We start from the raw sequence: 17,060 nt of genomic DNA, 5'->3' as shown, positions 1-17,060 counted from the left end.
AACCTGTAACATGGCCACCCATTGCCGCCCGCACTGGAGCCCTGCCCTTGCCCACCCTGGATGAAATTGATCGCCAATTGATCGCCGCCTTGCAGATCAACGCCCGCGAAAGCGTGGCCATGCTTGCCCGGCAGTTGGGTATTGCGCGCACCACGGTGACGTCGCGCCTGGCACGTCTGGAGAAAACCCAGGTGATTACCGGGTATGGCGTGCGCCTCGGGCAACGTGTGATCGATGGTGGTTTGCAGGCGTATGTCGGGATCACCGTTCAAGCGCGTTCGGGCAAGGAAGTGTTGCGCCGGCTGAGCGCCATGGCGCAGGTGCAGCAACTGTGTGCGGTGAGTGGTGAATTCGATTACGTGGCCTGGCTGCGCACCGATTCGCCGGAACAGCTCGATCAGTTGCTGGACCAGATCGGCAGCGTCGACGGCGTGGAGAAAACCACTACCTCGATCATCCTCAGTAACAAATTGGATCGCGGCCAACCAATTTGACTGAAAACTTCGTCACTTTGACTAAAAACAATCCAATCCGACGACACTTTGCGTCTTATTAACGAACGCAACGCTGCCTAAACTGGCTGCCATCTTTTCCTATACTCAACGGGCCGAATCCCGCCGAGTCGCCAGTAAGGTCAGCCATGAGCATTCCGTCCAGCACCATCAGTAAGACCAATCGCCACCCCGCCGACGGTAAAAAACCCATCACCATCTTTGGCCCGGACTTTCCGTTTGCCTTTGATGACTGGATCGAGCACCCGGCCGGTCTGGGTAGCATCCCGGCGGCCAACCATGGCGCCGAAGTAGCGATTGTCGGTGCCGGGATCGCCGGTCTGGTGGCTGCCTACGAGCTGATGAAGCTGGGCCTCAAGCCCGTGGTGTATGAAGCCTCGAAAATGGGTGGTCGCCTGCGCTCCCAGGCGTTTGAAGGGGCCGAAGGCATCATCGCCGAGTTGGGTGGCATGCGTTTTCCGGTGTCGTCCACCGCGTTCTACCACTATGTAGACAAGCTGGGCCTGGAAACCAAACCCTTCCCCAACCCGCTGACGCCGGCCTCCGGCAGCACGGTGATCGACCTCGAAGGCCAGACTCACTACGCGCAAAAAATCTCCGACTTGCCGGTACTGTTCCAGGAAGTTGCCGATGCCTGGGCGGATGCGCTGGAAGCCGGTTCACAATTCGGTGATATCCAGCAGGCCATCCGCGACCGCGACGTGCCGCGCCTCAAAGCGCTGTGGAATAAGCTGGTGCCACTGTGGGACGACCGCACCTTCTATGACTTCGTCGCCACCTCGAAGGCCTTCGCCAAGCTGTCGTTCCATCATCGCGAAGTGTTCGGCCAGGTCGGTTTCGGCACCGGCGGCTGGGACTCGGACTTCCCCAACTCGATGCTCGAGATCTTCCGCGTGGTGATGACCAACTGCGACGACCATCAACACCTGGTGGTCGGCGGTGTGGCGCAGGTGCCCATGGGCATTTGGCGCCATGTGCCTGAGCGTTGCGCCCACTGGCCGGCGGGCACCAGCCTCAGCTCGCTGCATCGCGGCGCGCCACGGGCGGGGGTGAAACGCATTGCCCACGCCGCCGATGGCCGTTTCGCAGTCACCGACAACTACGGCGACACCCGCGAATACGCCGCCGTGCTGACCACCTGCCAAAGCTGGCTGCTGACCACCCAGATCGAATGCGACGAAAGCCTGTTTTCGCAAAAAATGTGGATGGCCCTGGACCGCACGCGCTACATGCAGTCGTCGAAAACCTTCGTGATGGTCGACCGCCCGTTCTGGAAAGACAAAGACCCGGAAACCGGCCGCGACCTGATGAGCATGACCCTCACCGATCGCCTGACCCGTGGCACGTACCTGTTCGACAACGGCGACGACAAGCCTGGGGTTATCTGCCTGTCGTACTCGTGGATGAGCGACGCGCTGAAAATGCTCCCGCAGCCCATCGACAAACGCGTCAAGCTGGCCCTCGACGCGCTGAAGAAGATTTACCCGAAAGTCGACATCAAGGCGCGCATCATCGGCGACCCGATTACCGTATCGTGGGAAGCCGACCCGCATTTCCTCGGGGCTTTCAAAGGCGCATTGCCCGGCCACTATCGTTACAACCAGCGGATGTATGCGCACTTCATGCAGAAGGACATGCCCGCCGAACAACGTGGGATTTTTATCGCCGGTGACGACGTGTCCTGGACCCCCGCCTGGGTGGAAGGCGCGGTGCAGACTTCGCTGAACGCGGTGTGGGGCATCATGACTCACTTCGGTGGCAGCACTCACCCGGAGAACCCGGGGCCGGGTGACGTATTTGATGAAATCGGACCGATCGCCCTGGCCGATTAAGGAGTTGAACATGCGCGTCGCCCTGTACCAATGCCCACCGCTGCCGTTGGATGTCGCCGGCAATCTCACGCGCCTGCATTCACTCGCGCATGAAGCGTCGGGTGCCGATGTGCTGGTGCTGCCGGAGATGTTCCTCAGCGGCTACAACATCGGTGCCGAAGCGGTTGGCGCGTTGGCCGAAGCTCAGGATGGGCCGTCAGCACAGACGATTGCCGACCTGGCGAAAAGCGCCGGGCTGGCGATCCTCTATGGCTACCCGGAGCGTGCCGAGGACGGGCAGATCTACAACGCCGTGCAGTTGATCGACGCCCACGGCCGGCGCTTGTGCAACTATCGCAAGACCCACCTGTTTGGCGACCTGGATCACTCGATGTTCAGTGCCGGGGAGGATGATTTCCCGCTGGTGGAACTGAACGGTTGGACGCTCGGTTTTCTGATCTGCTATGACCTGGAATTCCCGGAAAACACCCGTCGCCTGGCCCTGGCCGGGGCCGAACTGATCCTGGTGCCCACCGCCAACATGGTGCCGTTCGACTTCGTCGCCGACGTGACCGTGCGAGCGCGGGCCTTTGAAAACCAGTGTTATGTGGCCTATGCCAACTACTGCGGGCACGAAGACACGATTCAATACTGCGGACAAAGCAGCATTGCCGCGCCAAATGGTCAGCGAATCGCCCAGGCCGGCCTGGATGAAGCCTTGATCGTCGGGCAGTTGGACCGCCAAGCCATCACGGACGCACGCACTGCCAATCACTACCTTCAGGATCGACGCCCCGAGCTATACGGCGCACTGCACAAGCCCTGACCCGGCCGGTTTGTTAGCATAGGCACATTCTACGTTTTGGAAGTGCCCATGCCTGCGCCGGCCCACCCTCATCACCTGCACCTGACGCTGGCCAACGGCTTGCGAGTTTCCTTGCACCATGCGCCGCGTTTGAAGCGTTGCGCCGCGGTGTTACGCGTGGCCGCCGGCAGCCATGACGTGCCATTGGCCTGGCCAGGGTTGGCGCATTTTCTTGAGCATTTGTTGTTTCTCGGCACCCAACGGTTTCCGACAAACGAAGGGTTGATGGCCTACGTGCAGCGCCATGGCGGGCAGGTCAACGCCAGCACCCGCGAACGCACCACGGACTTCTTCTTTGAGTTGCCGGTAGCGCCCTTTGCGGGGGGCTTGGAACGGCTGGCCGATATGCTCGCCCATCCGCGCCTGGCGCTTGAGGACCAGCGGCGTGAACGCGAAGTGCTGCAAGCGGAGTTTGTTGCCTGGTCTGAAGACGCCAACGCGCAACAGCAAGTCGCACTGCTGGAAGGTTTGGCAGCCGACCATCCCCTGCGAGGCTTTCATGCCGGCAATCGCGACAGCCTGCCGCTGGAGCGTGAGGCATTTCAACAGGCCTTGCGGGAATTCCACGCCGGGTTCTATCGGACCGGGCAGATGACCTTGAGCCTCGCCGGCCCGCAGCCGCTGGAGGCGCTGCACGCGTTGGCCCAACAGTTCAGCCAAGCATTGGCTTCAGGGCCAGCGCGCCCACAGGCTGCGCCGCCAGCGCTGATGCAGGGCGAGGCACGGGTTTATCAACACACCGCCCACCACCACCTGCACCACGTCATTGCCTGTGACGCCCCCCGTGAAGCACTGGATTTTCTCTGCACGTGGCTCAACGCCTCGGCGCCGGGCGGGCTGCTGGCCGAACTGAAAGCACGAAAACTGGCCAGCGCAGTGCAGGCGTCGGTGCTTTATCACTTCGCTGACCAGGCCGTGCTGGATATCGACTTTACCCTTGGCAACCAAGACAGTTCGGCGACTCGAATCGAAGCGCTGCTGCACGACTGGCTGAGCTTTTTCGTACACAGCGACTGGTCTTCGTTGCGCGAAGAATTCGCCCTGCTTGCGGCTCGCCAACAACAGGTCCAAGGCGCCCTGGCATTGGCTCGCCACGACAGCAAAGGCCTGTCGCAACAAGATTGCGCGGCCCTGAAGACCATGCTGGATGCCCTGCACTTGCCGCCGTCTGAATACCCCTGGCAATTGGCACCCCACAACCCGTTTCTGCGCCCGCCCGTCAAAGCAGAACGCGCCGGCCTGATTCGCGGCCAGACCAGTGCCCACCGTGGTTTGCGCACCTTTGCCCAGGACCGCTCCCGCGGCCGCCGCGAGGTCTCGGCGCTGGTATTCAGCCAGGCAGTGGCAGATGACACCGATGAAGGCGCGCTCTACCTGCACTGGCGGTTTGACGCAGCCGTACCCGCCGGGCTGGAAAGCGCATTGCAGTCTTTACGTGAGAATGCCCATCAGGCCGGAATCGAGTTGTCTTTCGAAACCACTGGCAATGACTGGCAGGTGAAAATGATCGGCCTTCACGAGCCCATGCCGGCAGTGCTTGAAGAACTGGCTCGTCGCCTTGGCTCACTGGATGAACACCTGGCGTCACCCGCCCCAACGCCGCTGATCGCTATTCGTGCATTGCTCAAGGCGTTGCCTGCTTGCTGCAGCGGTGATCATTCCGGCACGTGCGAGGCGCCAGGCACATGGACGACCGCCCGGTGGCAAGGGTTGGGTATCGGTTTACCCGCCGCCTGTGAAGCTGCGATCAAAGTCGCGGCAGCGCGGCTGCCTGGGCAGCCGGCGAACCTTGAGTCCACCTCACCCACGCTCAGCGGCCAGAAGCTATGGCACGCGATAAGCACCGACTCCAACGAGGCCGCGTTGTTGCTGTTTTGCCCAACGCCGACGCGCGCGCTGGCAGACGAAGCGGCATGGCGACTGCTTGGGCACCTGCTGCAGGGTCCGTTTTACCAGCGCCTGCGCGTCGAACTGCAAATCGGCTACGCGGTATTCAGCGGCATCCGACAGGTCAACGGGCAAACCGGGCTGCTGTTTGGCGTGCAATCCCCCAGCGTGTCGCTGAGCGGGATCGTTGATCACCTGAACACCTTCCTGGAACAGTTGCCGGCATTGGTCGAGCGCAGCGCCGACTTCGACAACCAGCGGCTGGCGCAGCAATTCTCTGCCGCGGAGCTACCTGTCGCCCAAGCCGCCGAGCTGCTTTGGCATGCCCACCTGGCGGGCCACACGTCGGATTATCTGGGGCACCTTCAGCACCTGATCCAAACCCTGACGCGCGAGGATTTGCAGCACGCCGCCCAGCAACTCAACGACGCGACAGGTGGCTGGCGCTGTGTGGCCAACGGCCCGCGCATCACGGACGCCTGGCAACCGGCAGGTTGATCATTGCCAACCCTGCAACAGGCTTTTTCCACCAAGACAGCGCTAACTTGAAAAGAATTGCGTAACATTAATAGGCAATATCTGAACATCTCCGATTGGAGGTGGACTATATGTATGACTCAGTAGTGAACGTCCCATCCTTTGGTAGGAGTATGAATATGACTTGGTCCAAACCTGCTTACACTGATCTGCGTATCGGTTTTGAAGTCACCATGTACTTCGCCAGCCGCTGATTGGCTGGGTAAGACAACGCCTCGGCTCGCCCGGGGCGTTTTTGTTTTGAGTTTTGCTTGATGGAGCGACCATGTTTGTCCAGATTCTAGGTTCCGCCGCCGGCGGTGGCTTCCCGCAGTGGAACTGCAACTGCGTGAACTGCGCAGGCTTTCGCGCTGGCAGCCTGCGGGCGCAGGCGCGTACTCAGTCGTCCATCGCGATCTCTGACGATGGGGTTAACTGGGTGCTGTGCAATGCTTCGCCGGATATCCGCGCGCAACTGCAGGGCTTTGCACCGATGCAACCCGGCCGCGCCCTGCGCGATACCGGCATCAGCGCAATCATCTTGATGGACAGCCAGATCGACCACACCACCGGCCTGTTGAGCCTGCGCGAAGGCTGCCCGCACCAGGTGTGGTGCACCGACATGGTCCATGAAGACCTGAGCACCGGTTTCCCGCTGTTCACCATGCTCACGCACTGGAACGGCGGCCTGGCCTGGAACCGCATCGAACTGGACGCCAGCTTCACCATCCCGGCGTGCCCTAACCTGCGTTTCACCCCGCTGCCACTGCGCAGCGCCGCACCGCCCTACTCGCCGCACCGCTTCGACCCGCACCCTGGCGATAACATCGGCCTGATCGTTGAAGACCTGCGCACCGGCGGCAAACTGTTCTACGCCCCGGGCCTGGGCAAAGTCGACGCGCCATTGCTGGAGATCATGGCCGGCAGCGATTGCCTGCTGGTGGACGGCACGATGTGGGACGACGACGAAATGCAGCGCCGTGGCGTCGGCACGCGCACCGGTCGCGAGATGGGCCACCTGGCGCAAAACGGCCCCGGCGGCATGCTGGAAGTGCTGGAGCAGTTGCCCAAGCAACGCAAAGTGCTGATTCACATCAACAACACCAACCCGATCCTCGATGAAGACTCCCCCGAAAGGGCCGAGCTGGTGCGACGTAACGTTGAAGTGGCTTACGACGGCATGAGCCTCGAATTGTAGGAGCAACCGAAATGACTGACACACCACTGACGCCCGCCGAGTTCGAGCACGCCTTACGGGCCAAAGGCGCCTTCTACCATATCCATCACCCATACCACGTGGCGATGTATGAAGGCCGCGCCACCCGCGAGCAGATCCAGGGCTGGGTTGCCAACCGTTTTTACTATCAGGTGAACATCCCCTTGAAGGATGCCGCCATCCTGGCCAATTGCCCGGACCGCGAAATCCGCCGCGAGTGGATCCAGCGCCTGCTCGACCACGACGGTGCCCCCGGTGAGGATGGCGGCATCGAAGCCTGGCTGCGTTTGGGTCAGGCGGTCGGCCTCGACCCGGACCAGCTGCGCTCCCAGGAGCTGGTGCTGCCCGGCGTGCGGTTTGCCGTGGACGCTTACGTCAACTTCGCCCGCCGCGCCAGCTGGCAAGAAGCCGCCAGCAGCTCGCTGACCGAACTGTTCGCGCCGCAGATCCACCAGTCGCGCCTCGACAGCTGGCCGCAGCACTACCCCTGGATCGACCCTGCCGGTTATGAGTATTTCCGCACCCGCCTGGGCCAGGCCCGTCGCGACGTGGAGCACGGTTTGGCGATCACCTTGCAGCACTACACCACCCGCGAAGGCCAGGAGCGCATGCTGGAAATTCTCCAGTTCAAACTGGACATACTGTGGAGCATGCTGGATGCCATGAGCATGGCCTATGAACTGAACCGCCCGCCCTATCACAGCGTGACCGAGCAGCGGGTCTGGCATAAAGGGATCACCCTATGAGCTTTGATCGCAGCAAAACACCGACGTGGCGCCAGGGCTACCGCTACCAGTACGAGCCAGCGCAAAAAGGCCACGTGTTGCTCTACCCCGAAGGCATGATCAAGCTCAACGACAGCGCCGCGTTGATCGGTGGCTTGATCGACGGCGAGCGCGACGTAGCGGCCATCATCGCCGAACTGGATAAACAATTCCCTGGCGTGCCTGAGCTCGGTAAAGACATCGAGGATTTCATGGAGGTCGCCCGTGCTGAGCACTGGATTACCCTTGCCTGAAAAACCGCCCATTGGCCTGCCGCTGTGGCTGCTCGCCGAGCTGACCTACCGCTGCCCGCTACAGTGCCCGTATTGCTCCAATCCACTGGATTTTGCCGAGCAAGGCAAGGAGCTGAGCACTGAGCAGTGGATCAAGGTATTTCGCGAAGCCCGGGAGATGGGTGCTGCGCAATTGGGCTTTTCCGGCGGTGAACCGTTGGTGCGCCAGGACCTTGCCGAGCTGATCGCCGAGGCGCGCAAGCTGGGCTTCTACACCAACCTCATCACCTCCGGGATTGGCCTCACTGAACAGAAGATCAGTGACTTCAAGAAAGCCGGCCTGGACCATATCCAGATCAGCTTCCAAGCCAGTGATGAACAGGTGAACAACTTGCTCGCAGGCTCGAAAAAAGCTTTCGCGCAAAAACTCGAAATGGCCCGTGCGGTGAAAGCGCATGGCTATCCGATGGTGCTGAACTTCGTCACCCATCGGCACAATATCGATAAAATCGACCGCATCATCGAGCTGTGCATCGCACTGGAAGCAGACTTCGTCGAACTCGCCACCTGCCAGTTCTATGGCTGGGCGCAGCTCAATCGTGTTGGGTTGCTGCCGACCAAAGAACAGCTGGTGCGCGCCGAACGCATCACCAACGAGTACCGCGCCAAGCTGGAAGCCGAAGGCCATCCATGCAAGCTGATTTTCGTCACACCAGATTATTACGAGGAACGCCCAAAAGCCTGCATGAATGGCTGGGGGAGTATTTTTCTGACGGTAACGCCGGACGGCACTGCCCTGCCCTGCCACGGTGCCCGACAGATGCCGGTGCAATTTCCCAATGTGCGTGACCACAGCATGCAGCACATCTGGTACGACTCGTTTGGCTTCAACCGCTTTCGCGGCTACGACTGGATGCCCGAGCCTTGCCGCTCATGCGATGAAAAAGAAAAGGACTTTGGCGGCTGCCGTTGCCAGGCCTTCATGCTCACGGGCGACGCGAGCAATGCCGACCCGGTGTGCAGCAAGTCCGAGCAGCACGGCATCATCCTGCAAGCGCGGGAAGAGGCCGAACACGCCACTCAGACCATTGAGCAACTGGCCTTTCGCAATGAGCGCAACTCACGGCTCATCGCAAAAGGCTGACGGCTTCAGCGTTTGGCGATGATGTACACCGCGTGAATGATGCCCGGGAAATAACCGCACAGGGTCAGCAGGATGTTCAACCAGAACGCGCCGGCGAAACCCACTTGCAGGAACACACCCAGTGGCGGCAGCAGAATGGCGATGATGATGCGAATGATGTCCATGGGTCAGCTCCAAAAAGTCGGCTCGTGTGAGCCGTGTAGCTAATCGACCTTGGCCGTTCGTGAGGGTTCAGTGGAATCTGGCATTGGGCCATCCCACAGTGAGCAGACAAAAAAACGCCCCCAGCCAAAAGAATCAGGCTGGAGGCGCCGCGTATGCCGCGAGACGGTTCTGGAAGGAGGGTTAAACGGCGATGCCCTTGCGGCATTGCAGTTGCGCGGTGCGCACGCGCGCGAAGGTACGGGCCAGGCGCAGGAGCATTTCGTCGATGTGGTTTTTGCTGACCGTGAGCGCCGGAGTAAAGCGCAGGCAGTCAGGTTGCGGGGCATTAAGGATCAGGCCTTCGTGCAAAGCGGCTTTTACCACGGCATCAGCGCAATCGTCCGATAACGTCAGGCCCCACATCAGGCCATGGCCGCGTAATTGGCCGTGGTCGTATCGATAGGCCAACCGGGCGAGGCCTTCGCCGAGGTACAGGCCGGATTCACGGACGTGTTGCAGAAAACCGTCCGCCAGCACCGATTCGAGTACCGCCACCCCGGCCGAGGCCATCAACGCATTGCCGTGATGGGTGCCGGCCATCTCGCCCGCTTCGAAGCAACACGCCTTGCCACGCGCCAGCAGTGCTGCCAACGGCACGCCGCCGCCGAGGCCTTTGCCCAGGGTGACGATGTCGGCGCGCACGCCGTACTGCTGTTCGGCAAGCAAGGTGCCGCAACGCCCGATACCGGTGTGCACTTCGTCGAGGATCAGCAGGATGCCCAACTCGCGGCACAGGCGCTCAACACCCTTGAGGTAAAGTTCCGAGGCGGGGATTACGCCGGCTTCGCCCTGGATCGGCTCCAGCATGATGGCGACGGTCTGCGCGTCCACCGCCGCATGCAGGGCGGGCAAATCGTTAAAGGGCACATGGCTGAAGCCCGGCAACAGCGGTTCAAATCGGCTTGTACCCGCGCTGGCCGAAGCCGCCATCGCCGCAAAACTACCGCCATGGCAACCGGTGCTCGCACTGATGATGCGATACGCGCCGCCACGATGCAGTTGCCCCCATTTGCGTGCCAGCTTGATCGCAGCTTCACAGGCTTCCGCGCCACTGTTGAGCAGGTAACCCTGATCGCTGCCGGTGTGCTGGCACAGCCGGTCGACGAGGTTCAGTTGGGCGCGGTTGTGCAGGCCGCTGCCCGGGTTGATCAGCGCCTGAGCCTGATCGGCCAGGGCGTTGATCAATACCCGTGGGCTGTGGCCGAGGCTGTTGGCGGCGCTGCCCTGGCTGAAATCCAGGTAGGCTCGGTCGTCGCTGTCCCAGAGCCAGGAGCCCTGGCCACGCACGAAAACCTGCGCAGGCCTGGCCACCGTCGGCATCAAGGATTCACTGGGCAATTCATGCGGCGCGTCCAGGATCAAATCATCCAGGCTCGGCGCAGGGCGACGAAACAGATTCACAGCTCACCCCCCATGGCAACCCGACGTTGGTCGGCGTTCCGTGCAAACACTGCCTGAAGGTTTTTTGCCTTGCCTATGTAAACGCTATCAAGATAAACGTTGTTCATTGCCCGATCCGGCCCTGTAAGCCCTGCGAATAGGCGCTAGACTAGGCGTCTCAAGGGCCAGCGGCCATTTCGATTTTCCAGCTTTTTCGATAAGTAAGTCTTATGGATTTCAAGCAACTGCGTTATTTCGTCGCGGTGTATGAGGAAGGCCACGTCGGCCGTGCCGCGGAGCGACTTTCGATCTCGCAACCGGCGCTGTCGCAACAGATTCGCCAACTGGAGCAGAACCTGGATGTGAGCCTGTTCGAGCGCAGCAGCAAGCGCCTCTTACCCACGCTGGCGGCGCATACCTTGTACAACCATGCGTTGCCTTTGATTGATGGCATGCAGCACGCCGTCGAAGCCCTGCGCAACTTCAAGGGCCAGGCGATGCGCACCTTGGCCATTGGCGTACTGCAAACCGTGCACACCAGCCTGGTCCCGCAAATGCTGGAGCGCGTGCGCAAGGCCCAGCCGCATTTGGTGGTGCAGATTTACGAATTGACCGGGCTGGAAATCGAACGCCGGTTGCTTAACGGCTCGCTGGACATCGGCATCAGCTACTTGCCGCCGCGCCAGCCAGGGCTGCATGGCGTGCTGTTGTATGAAGATGAGTTGAAGGTGGTCATCCCCGAAGACCATCCGCTACGGGCGTTCAAAAAAGTCTCGCTGAAACAGGCGGCCGAGTTGCCGATGTTGTTGCTGGGGGAGGAGTTCCAGGTGCGGCAGATCTGGCAAGGCCAGCTATCCAACCTTGGGCGACGACCGCAGGTGCAAGCGGAATTGAATACCATGGTGGGGATTCTCGACAGCCTGCCCCATACCAAACTTGCCACCGTATTGCCGGGGCGCTCCCAGGATGAACACAACAGCAAAGCATTGTTGTGGAAACCCTTGAGTGAACCGAGGGTGCCGCTGAAAGTGGGGTTGGTGTGCCGCGACGTACAGCGCCAGCAAGCGACCGTAGCGCTGTTGCGCACGCTGCTGGAGGACGTGATGAATGCCCCTCAGGCGCCGGCCTGACTTTTTCGCGGGCAAAAGAAAACCCCGCCGAAGCGGGGCTTTGCAGACTGTTTCCCTGACATCCATTTCACTCCGCCGTCCTGGCAGAATCCTACGTGTCCGTGTTGTTGCTTTGCGCTTCCTGCGCGACGTCCATGTGAAGTAGATTATCCGTGGATCCAATTTGGCGATAGAGGACGAATAGCAGCACGTCATGTAAGAGAATGCTTACACGCCCTCCAAGCCCTTAAAACAGTGCCTCATCCAGCAAAAACAGTGATTCACTGCCCGCTTTGACCGACGCACTCAGCGAATGAATACGTGGCAGCAGACGGGCAAAGTAGAAGCGTGCGGTGCCCAGCTTGCTGGCGTAGAAGTCTTCTTCAGACTCCTTGCCCCACGCCGCCTTGGCCATGCGCGCCCACATGTAGGCGTAAGCCATATAGCCGAAGGCATGCAGGTACTCCACCGAAGCCGCGCCGATTTCATTCGGGTTGGTCTTGGCGCGGTCCAACACCCAGGCCGTCAGCTCATCCAGGTTATCCACCGCCGCGCTGAGCGGTCGGGTGAATTCGCTCAGCTCGGCGTCTGCCGAGGCGATGAACTGGCGGATTTCGTCGGCGAACACGTTATAAAACGCACCGCCGCTGCCGACGATCTTGCGCCCCATCAAGTCCAGCGCCTGAATGCCGTTGGTGCCTTCGTAGATCTGGGTGATGCGCACGTCACGCACCAGTTGCTCCTGGCCCCACTCACGAATGTAGCCGTGGCCGCCAAACACCTGCTGGCCGAGCACAGTGGTTTCCAGCCCGAGGTCGGTGAGGAAGGCCTTGGCGACTGGCGTCAGCAACGCCACCAGGTTGTCGGCGCGCTGACGGGCGGCGGCATCTTCGCTGAACTTGGCGATGTCCAACTGTGTGGCCACATAGGTGGAGAACGCACGGCCGCCTTCGTTCGAAGCCTTCATGGTCAGCAGCATGCGGCGCACGTCGGGGTGCACGATGATCGGGTCAGCCACTTTATCCTTGGCCTTGGCGCCGGTCGGCGAACGGCTTTGCAGGCGGTCACGCGCATATTCAATCGCGTTCTGGTAGGAACGTTCGCCGGATGCCAAGCCTTGGATACCCACCCCCAAACGCTCGTAGTTCATCATGGTGAACATCGCCGCCAACCCACGGTTGGGCTCACCCACCAGGTAACCCACCGCTGCGTCGAAGTTCATTACGCAGGTGGCAGACGCCTGGATACCCATTTTGTGTTCGATCGAGCCGCAGGTGACCGGGTTACGCGCGCCCAGGCTGCCGTCGGCATTGACCATGAACTTCGGCACCAGAAACAGCGAGATGCCCTTGGGGCCCGCCGGCGCATCCGGCAGCTTGGCCAGCACCAGGTGGATAATGTTTTCGGTCAGGTCGTGTTCGCCACCGGTGATAAAGATCTTGGTGCCGCTGATCGTGTAGGAACCGTCCGCCTGAGGCTCAGCTTTGGTGCGGATCATGCCCAGGTCAGTCCCGGCATGGGCTTCCGTCAGGCACATGGAACCGGACCACTCACCCGAGTACATCTTCGGCAGGTAGGTCGCCTTGAGCGCTTCGCTGGCATGGGTGTTGATCGACACGCAAGCGCCGGACGTCAGCATCGGGTACAGGCCAAACGCCAGGCTCGACGAGTTGATCATCTCTTCAACCTGGGCCGAGACAGCTTTGGGCATGCCCATACCGCCGAACACCGGATCGCCGCCGACACCCACCCAACCGCCTTCGGCGTAGGTTTTGTACGCTGCAGGGAAACCCTCCGGCGTGCTGACCACGCTGTCGGCCCAGCGGCAGCCTTGCTCATCGCCGTTGCGGCTCAGGGGCGCGATGGATTTAGCGGTAACCTTGCCCGCTTCCTCAAGGATCGCCTCAACGGTTTCGGCATCCACGGTGTCTGCCAATGCCGGCAATTGGGCCCAAGTATCAGCGACCTCAAACACTTCGTTGAGGACGAAGCGCATATCACGCAGCGGCGCTTTGTAATCAGCCATGGCAAACCTCGTGAGAACATGAAAAGTGATTCGATAGGATCGGTTTTACAGACTCCGAGTGTACCCGAACAACTTTTCAGACACATAGGGTCCACTTGTGACTGATTGGTATTTTTTAGTCACTACAAGCCAAATGCTTCAGCCGGCAAGCTCATCAGGCAGTCACTGCCCGCTTCCACTGCCGCTTGGTGCATCGTTGTGCGCGGCAGCAAACGCTTGAAGTAGAAGTCGCATGTCGCCAGCTTGGCGTTGGCAAACTCGGTGTCGTCGAGTGCCTGGGCGGTGATCGCCATACGCAACCACAGGTAACCAAGGATGATGTAGCCGCTGTACATCAAGTAATCCACCGCCGCTGCGCCCACTTCATCCGGGTTTTTCATCGCCGCCATCCCCACCTTGACGGTCAACTCGCCCCACTGCTGATTCAGCTGATTAAGCTGCTCCACATGGGCCTTGAGCTGCGGATGCCCGGCATTCGCCGCACAGAACTTATGCACAAGCTTGGTAAACCCGCGCAGCAGCTTGCCCTGGCTACCCAGCACCTTGCGCCCCAGCAGGTCGAGGGCCTGGATGCCGTTGGTGCCTTCATAGATCGGCGCAATCCGGCAATCGCGCACCAACTGCTCCATGCCCCATTCGCGAATGTAGCCATGGCCGCCAAATACCTGCATGCCGTGGTTGGTCACTTCCAGCCCGGTTTCGGTCATAAAGGCTTTGCAGATCGGCGTGAGGAACGCCAGCAGGTCTTCAGCTTCCTGACGTTGCGTGGCGTCACTGCTCAGGTGCGCCGTATCAAGTAATTGTGCAGTGAAATAGGTCAGCGCCCGGTTGCCCTCATTGAAGGCTTTCATGGTCAGCAACATACGGCGCACATCGGCGTGCACGATGATCGGGTCGGCGGCTTTGTCCGGGGCTTTGGCGCCGGTCAGCGAACGCATTTGCAGGCGGTCGTTAGCGTACTTGACCGCGCCCTGAAAACTCGTCTCGCCATTGCACAAGCCCTGCATGCCAGTGCCCAAGCGGGCGTGGTTCATCATCGTGAACATGCAGTTGAGGCCTTTGTTCGCCTCGCCGATCAGGAAGCCTTTGGCACCGTCGAAGTTCAGCACGCACGTCGCCGAAGCCTTGATGCCCATCTTGTGCTCGATTGAGCCGCAGTGCACCGCGTTGCGCTCGCCCGAATCCGCGTGGAACTTGGGCACGATAAACAAGGAGATGCCTTTGGTGCCTGCCGGCGCATCCGGCAACTTGGCCAGGACCAGATGGATGATATTGGCGCTCAGGTCATGCTCGCCGGCCGAGATGAAGATCTTGCTGCCGGTGACCGCGTAACTGCCATCCGCCTGAGGCACGGCGCGGGTCTTGATCAGCCCCAGGTCGGTGCCGCAGTGGGCTTCGGTCAGGCACATGGTGCCGGTCCATTCACCGGCGGTGAGTTTGTTCAGGAAGGTGGCTTTCTGTTCTGCGGTGCCGTGGGCATGGATCGCCGACATCGCGCCGTGCGTGAGCCCCGGGTACATGCCCCACGAGGTGTTGCTGGAACCGATCATTTCGCTCAGCACCAGGCCCAATGAATGCGGCAAACCCTGACCGCCGTAGGCCGGGTCCGCCGCCACGCCGTGCCAGCCGCCTTCCACGTACTGGGCAAAGGCTTGCTTGAAGCCCTTGGGCGTGGTGACCACGCCATTATCGAAATGGCAGCCCTCTTCATCACCACTGCGATTGAGCGGCGCGAGCACGTTCTCGCAGAATTTGGCGCCTTCCTCGAGGATCGCACTGACCATGTCCGGGCTGGCGTCGGTAGCGCCCAAGGCAGCGTAATGGCCGTGGAAATCAAACACGTTGTCGATCAGAAAGCGCATGTCGCGCAGGGGAGCTTTGTACTCAGGCATGGCGATGTCTCCGGCAGCAGATGGTTTCAACCTACTGCCGGCCACGACCGCAAACAATCACTGTAGAACCGCTGAATACACCACCATCACTCAACCGGCAGCGCTTTCCATGCGTACCGCGCCGCGCCGGGTTTGCCCGGCCGCGACCACGCAGTTACGCCCGGCGCCCTTGGCGGCGTACAGCGCCTGGTCGGCGGACTTGAGCACTTCCTCAGGGCTGCGCTGTTCAGCCTGGCGCTCGGCCACACCGATGCTGACCGTCACCGACACACTCGACGCGCCGCTGCCTGCGCGGCGTTGACGGCCCTGTTGGTCGTCATGGGGACGGTCTGGGTTGCGCAGCTTGATGTCGTAGCTGGCGATGATCTCGCGGATCTCCTCCAGGTGCGGCATGCATTCATCGAGGGTCTTGCCTGCAAAGACCACGGCAAACTCTTCCCCGCCGTATCGATAGGCCCGCCCGCCACCATTGACCTTGGACAGCTTGCTGGCCACCAGGCGCAATACCTGGTCGCCGACGTCATGCCCGTGGGTGTCGTTAAACCGTTTGAAGTGATCGACATCACTCATCGCCAACACATAATTGCGCCCCAGGCGCTGCATCCGCTCGTTAAGTGCGCGGCGGCCCGGCAAGCCGGTGAGTTCATCACGAAAGGCCATTTGATAGGCCTCATGCGCCACACCGGCCGCGATCATCAGCATGACCTGGCTGCACATGATGTTCAGGGTGAACGGCAGGATGAAGGTTTGCGGCAACATCCAGAACAGCCCCAGCAAACCGACCAACTGCGCAGCGTGCAGAGGCCGCGGCTGGTACCAGTACTGCGCTGCCAGGGTGACAAAACCTATCAGGAACATGGGGTACGACAATTGGATCAGGCTCATCCAACTGCCGTGCAACGCCGGCCAACGAATCTCCGCCAGCCAGTTCAGCAAGGCCTGTGGGAAACTTTGCTCCAGCGCCAGCGCCACACTGCTGATGGCAAGCAGCACCGCGCAACGGGCCACGAAGTCGCGGAACAGGTGGGTTTTCTCCTGCCACAGCGCATAGATGCTGAACAGCAGCGGCAGCAACAGGCAACACAGATGAAAGACCACCGCCGCGTCTTCGCGGACACGGCCGTTGTCGCGGTAGTAATCGGTCTGGGCGTCCAACAGGAAGTAAACCACATACACCGTGATCATCAGGAACAGCTCACGTTGGCGACGATACACCGCGCAGTACGAACCGCCGAGCAACAGCACAAGGGTAGGCAACACGTTGAACAGTGAGGTGAAGAAGACGTTGAGATCTTTGACGTACGCAGCCGAGAGCCCGGCCAGTAACAGCAGTAATGAAGGAAGAAAATGACTGAAACGTACAGCCGACACGCGCAACAAGGGTAAAGCTCCGACCCGCTCAAAAAAGATGGCACAGTGCCCTGACTGCGCACAGTTAAGCACACTCAGTGTGACCTGTATCACATTGCCATCACTGTAACGGCAGCCAATAGCAATCCCT

Annotated in this window: 15 protein-coding genes; 10 read left to right on the top strand and 5 right to left on the bottom strand. The window is 60.7% G+C overall.

Annotated elements, in window-relative coordinates; genetic code table 11:
* Positions 1–47 precede the first annotated feature (47 nt).
* From JFT85_RS18585 to pqqE, 9 genes are all read left to right on the top strand, one after another.
* Entirely contained in the window at positions 48–494 is a 447-nt protein-coding gene (locus JFT85_RS18585; protein WP_053258330.1) for an Lrp/AsnC family transcriptional regulator, read from the top strand.
* A gap of 167 nt (positions 495–661) precedes the next feature.
* A complete protein-coding gene (locus JFT85_RS18580; protein ID WP_053258806.1) occupies positions 662–2,344 on the top strand; it encodes a flavin monoamine oxidase family protein in 1,683 nt (560 codons plus the stop codon).
* Between the two features lie 10 nt (positions 2,345–2,354).
* Complete coding sequence (locus JFT85_RS18575; protein WP_053258331.1) at positions 2,355–3,149, top strand: carbon-nitrogen hydrolase family protein; 795 nt, start codon at positions 2,355–2,357, stop codon at positions 3,147–3,149.
* Positions 3,150–3,197: 48 nt separating this feature from the next.
* Entirely contained in the window at positions 3,198–5,573 is a 2,376-nt protein-coding gene (gene pqqF, locus JFT85_RS18570; protein ID WP_201230254.1) for a pyrroloquinoline quinone biosynthesis protein PqqF, read from the top strand.
* 158 nt (positions 5,574–5,731) lie between these two features.
* Complete coding sequence (pqqA, locus tag JFT85_RS18565) at positions 5,732–5,806, top strand: pyrroloquinoline quinone precursor peptide PqqA (RefSeq protein WP_003194766.1); 75 nt, start codon at positions 5,732–5,734, stop codon at positions 5,804–5,806.
* A 71-nt stretch (positions 5,807–5,877) separates the two neighbouring features.
* Positions 5,878–6,789 carry a pyrroloquinoline quinone biosynthesis protein PqqB gene (gene pqqB, locus JFT85_RS18560; RefSeq protein ID WP_053258333.1) on the top strand — a complete coding sequence of 304 codons (912 nt, stop codon included), beginning with the start codon at positions 5,878–5,880 and terminating at the stop codon, positions 6,787–6,789.
* Positions 6,790–6,800: 11 nt separating this feature from the next.
* Complete coding sequence (pqqC, locus tag JFT85_RS18555) at positions 6,801–7,553, top strand: pyrroloquinoline-quinone synthase PqqC (RefSeq protein WP_053258334.1); 753 nt, start codon at positions 6,801–6,803, stop codon at positions 7,551–7,553.
* A complete protein-coding gene (gene pqqD, locus JFT85_RS18550; RefSeq protein ID WP_038843051.1) occupies positions 7,550–7,825 on the top strand; it encodes a pyrroloquinoline quinone biosynthesis peptide chaperone PqqD in 276 nt (91 codons plus the stop codon). The genes pqqC and pqqD overlap by 4 nt, the downstream gene beginning before the upstream one ends.
* Complete coding sequence (gene pqqE, locus JFT85_RS18545) at positions 7,818–8,948, top strand: pyrroloquinoline quinone biosynthesis protein PqqE (protein WP_064454410.1); 1,131 nt, start codon at positions 7,818–7,820, stop codon at positions 8,946–8,948. The genes pqqD and pqqE overlap by 8 nt, the downstream gene beginning before the upstream one ends.
* A 5-nt stretch (positions 8,949–8,953) precedes the next feature.
* Here pqqE and JFT85_RS18540 read toward each other — a convergent pair whose 3' ends face one another.
* Positions 8,954–9,112: a YqaE/Pmp3 family membrane protein gene (locus JFT85_RS18540; protein WP_010207008.1), complete on the bottom strand. Its 159-nt coding sequence runs from the start codon at positions 9,110–9,112 to the stop codon at positions 8,954–8,956.
* Positions 9,113–9,293: 181 nt separating this feature from the next.
* Positions 9,294–10,553, bottom strand: coding sequence for an aspartate aminotransferase family protein (locus tag JFT85_RS18535; protein WP_069551977.1), 1,260 nt, complete (start codon positions 10,551–10,553; stop codon positions 9,294–9,296).
* Positions 10,554–10,762: 209 nt separating this feature from the next.
* On the opposite strand from JFT85_RS18535, the gene JFT85_RS18530 reads away from it, so the two are divergent.
* Positions 10,763–11,662: a LysR family transcriptional regulator gene (locus JFT85_RS18530; protein ID WP_053258337.1), complete on the top strand. Its 900-nt coding sequence runs from the start codon at positions 10,763–10,765 to the stop codon at positions 11,660–11,662.
* A gap of 226 nt (positions 11,663–11,888) precedes the next feature.
* On the opposite strand, the gene JFT85_RS18525 is transcribed toward JFT85_RS18530, so the two are convergent.
* The 3 genes from JFT85_RS18525 to JFT85_RS18515 form a co-directional block, all read right to left on the bottom strand.
* Complete coding sequence (locus tag JFT85_RS18525) at positions 11,889–13,667, bottom strand: acyl-CoA dehydrogenase C-terminal domain-containing protein (RefSeq protein WP_069551978.1); 1,779 nt, start codon at positions 13,665–13,667, stop codon at positions 11,889–11,891.
* A gap of 122 nt (positions 13,668–13,789) precedes the next feature.
* On the bottom strand, positions 13,790–15,559 hold the full coding sequence (locus JFT85_RS18520; RefSeq protein ID WP_078827440.1) for an acyl-CoA dehydrogenase C-terminal domain-containing protein: 1,770 nt from the start codon (positions 15,557–15,559) through the stop codon (positions 13,790–13,792).
* Positions 15,560–15,649: 90 nt separating this feature from the next.
* The gene (locus JFT85_RS18515) at positions 15,650–16,939 is read right to left on the bottom strand and encodes a GGDEF domain-containing protein (protein WP_053258340.1); all 1,290 of its coding nucleotides are present in this window, start codon (positions 16,937–16,939) and stop codon (positions 15,650–15,652) included.
* Positions 16,940–17,060: the final 121 nt, after the last annotated feature.

Origin of the sequence: Pseudomonas sp. TH04, assembly GCF_016651355.1 — a bacterium.
Taxonomy (GTDB): Bacteria; Pseudomonadota; Gammaproteobacteria; order Pseudomonadales; family Pseudomonadaceae; genus Aquipseudomonas; species Aquipseudomonas fluorescens.
Note: the sequence above shows the minus strand (reverse complement) of the source record. Positions and strands in the feature narration are given on the sequence as shown.

Coding starts and splice junctions, on each gene's coding strand:
- JFT85_RS18575 (WP_053258331.1), top strand. CDS start 2,355: ATGCGCGTCGCCCTGTACCAATGCCCACCGCTGCCGTTGGATGTCGCC.
- pqqF (WP_201230254.1), top strand. CDS start 3,198: ATGCCTGCGCCGGCCCACCCTCATCACCTGCACCTGACGCTGGCCAAC.
- pqqB (WP_053258333.1), top strand. CDS start 5,878: ATGTTTGTCCAGATTCTAGGTTCCGCCGCCGGCGGTGGCTTCCCGCAG.
- pqqC (WP_053258334.1), top strand. CDS start 6,801: ATGACTGACACACCACTGACGCCCGCCGAGTTCGAGCACGCCTTACGG.
- pqqD (WP_038843051.1), top strand. CDS start 7,550: ATGAGCTTTGATCGCAGCAAAACACCGACGTGGCGCCAGGGCTACCGC.
- JFT85_RS18540 (WP_010207008.1), bottom strand. CDS start 9,112: ATGGACATCATTCGCATCATCATCGCCATTCTGCTGCCGCCACTGGGT.
- JFT85_RS18530 (WP_053258337.1), top strand. CDS start 10,763: ATGGATTTCAAGCAACTGCGTTATTTCGTCGCGGTGTATGAGGAAGGC.
- JFT85_RS18525 (WP_069551978.1), bottom strand. CDS start 13,667: ATGGCTGATTACAAAGCGCCGCTGCGTGATATGCGCTTCGTCCTCAAC.
- JFT85_RS18520 (WP_078827440.1), bottom strand. CDS start 15,559: ATGCCTGAGTACAAAGCTCCCCTGCGCGACATGCGCTTTCTGATCGAC.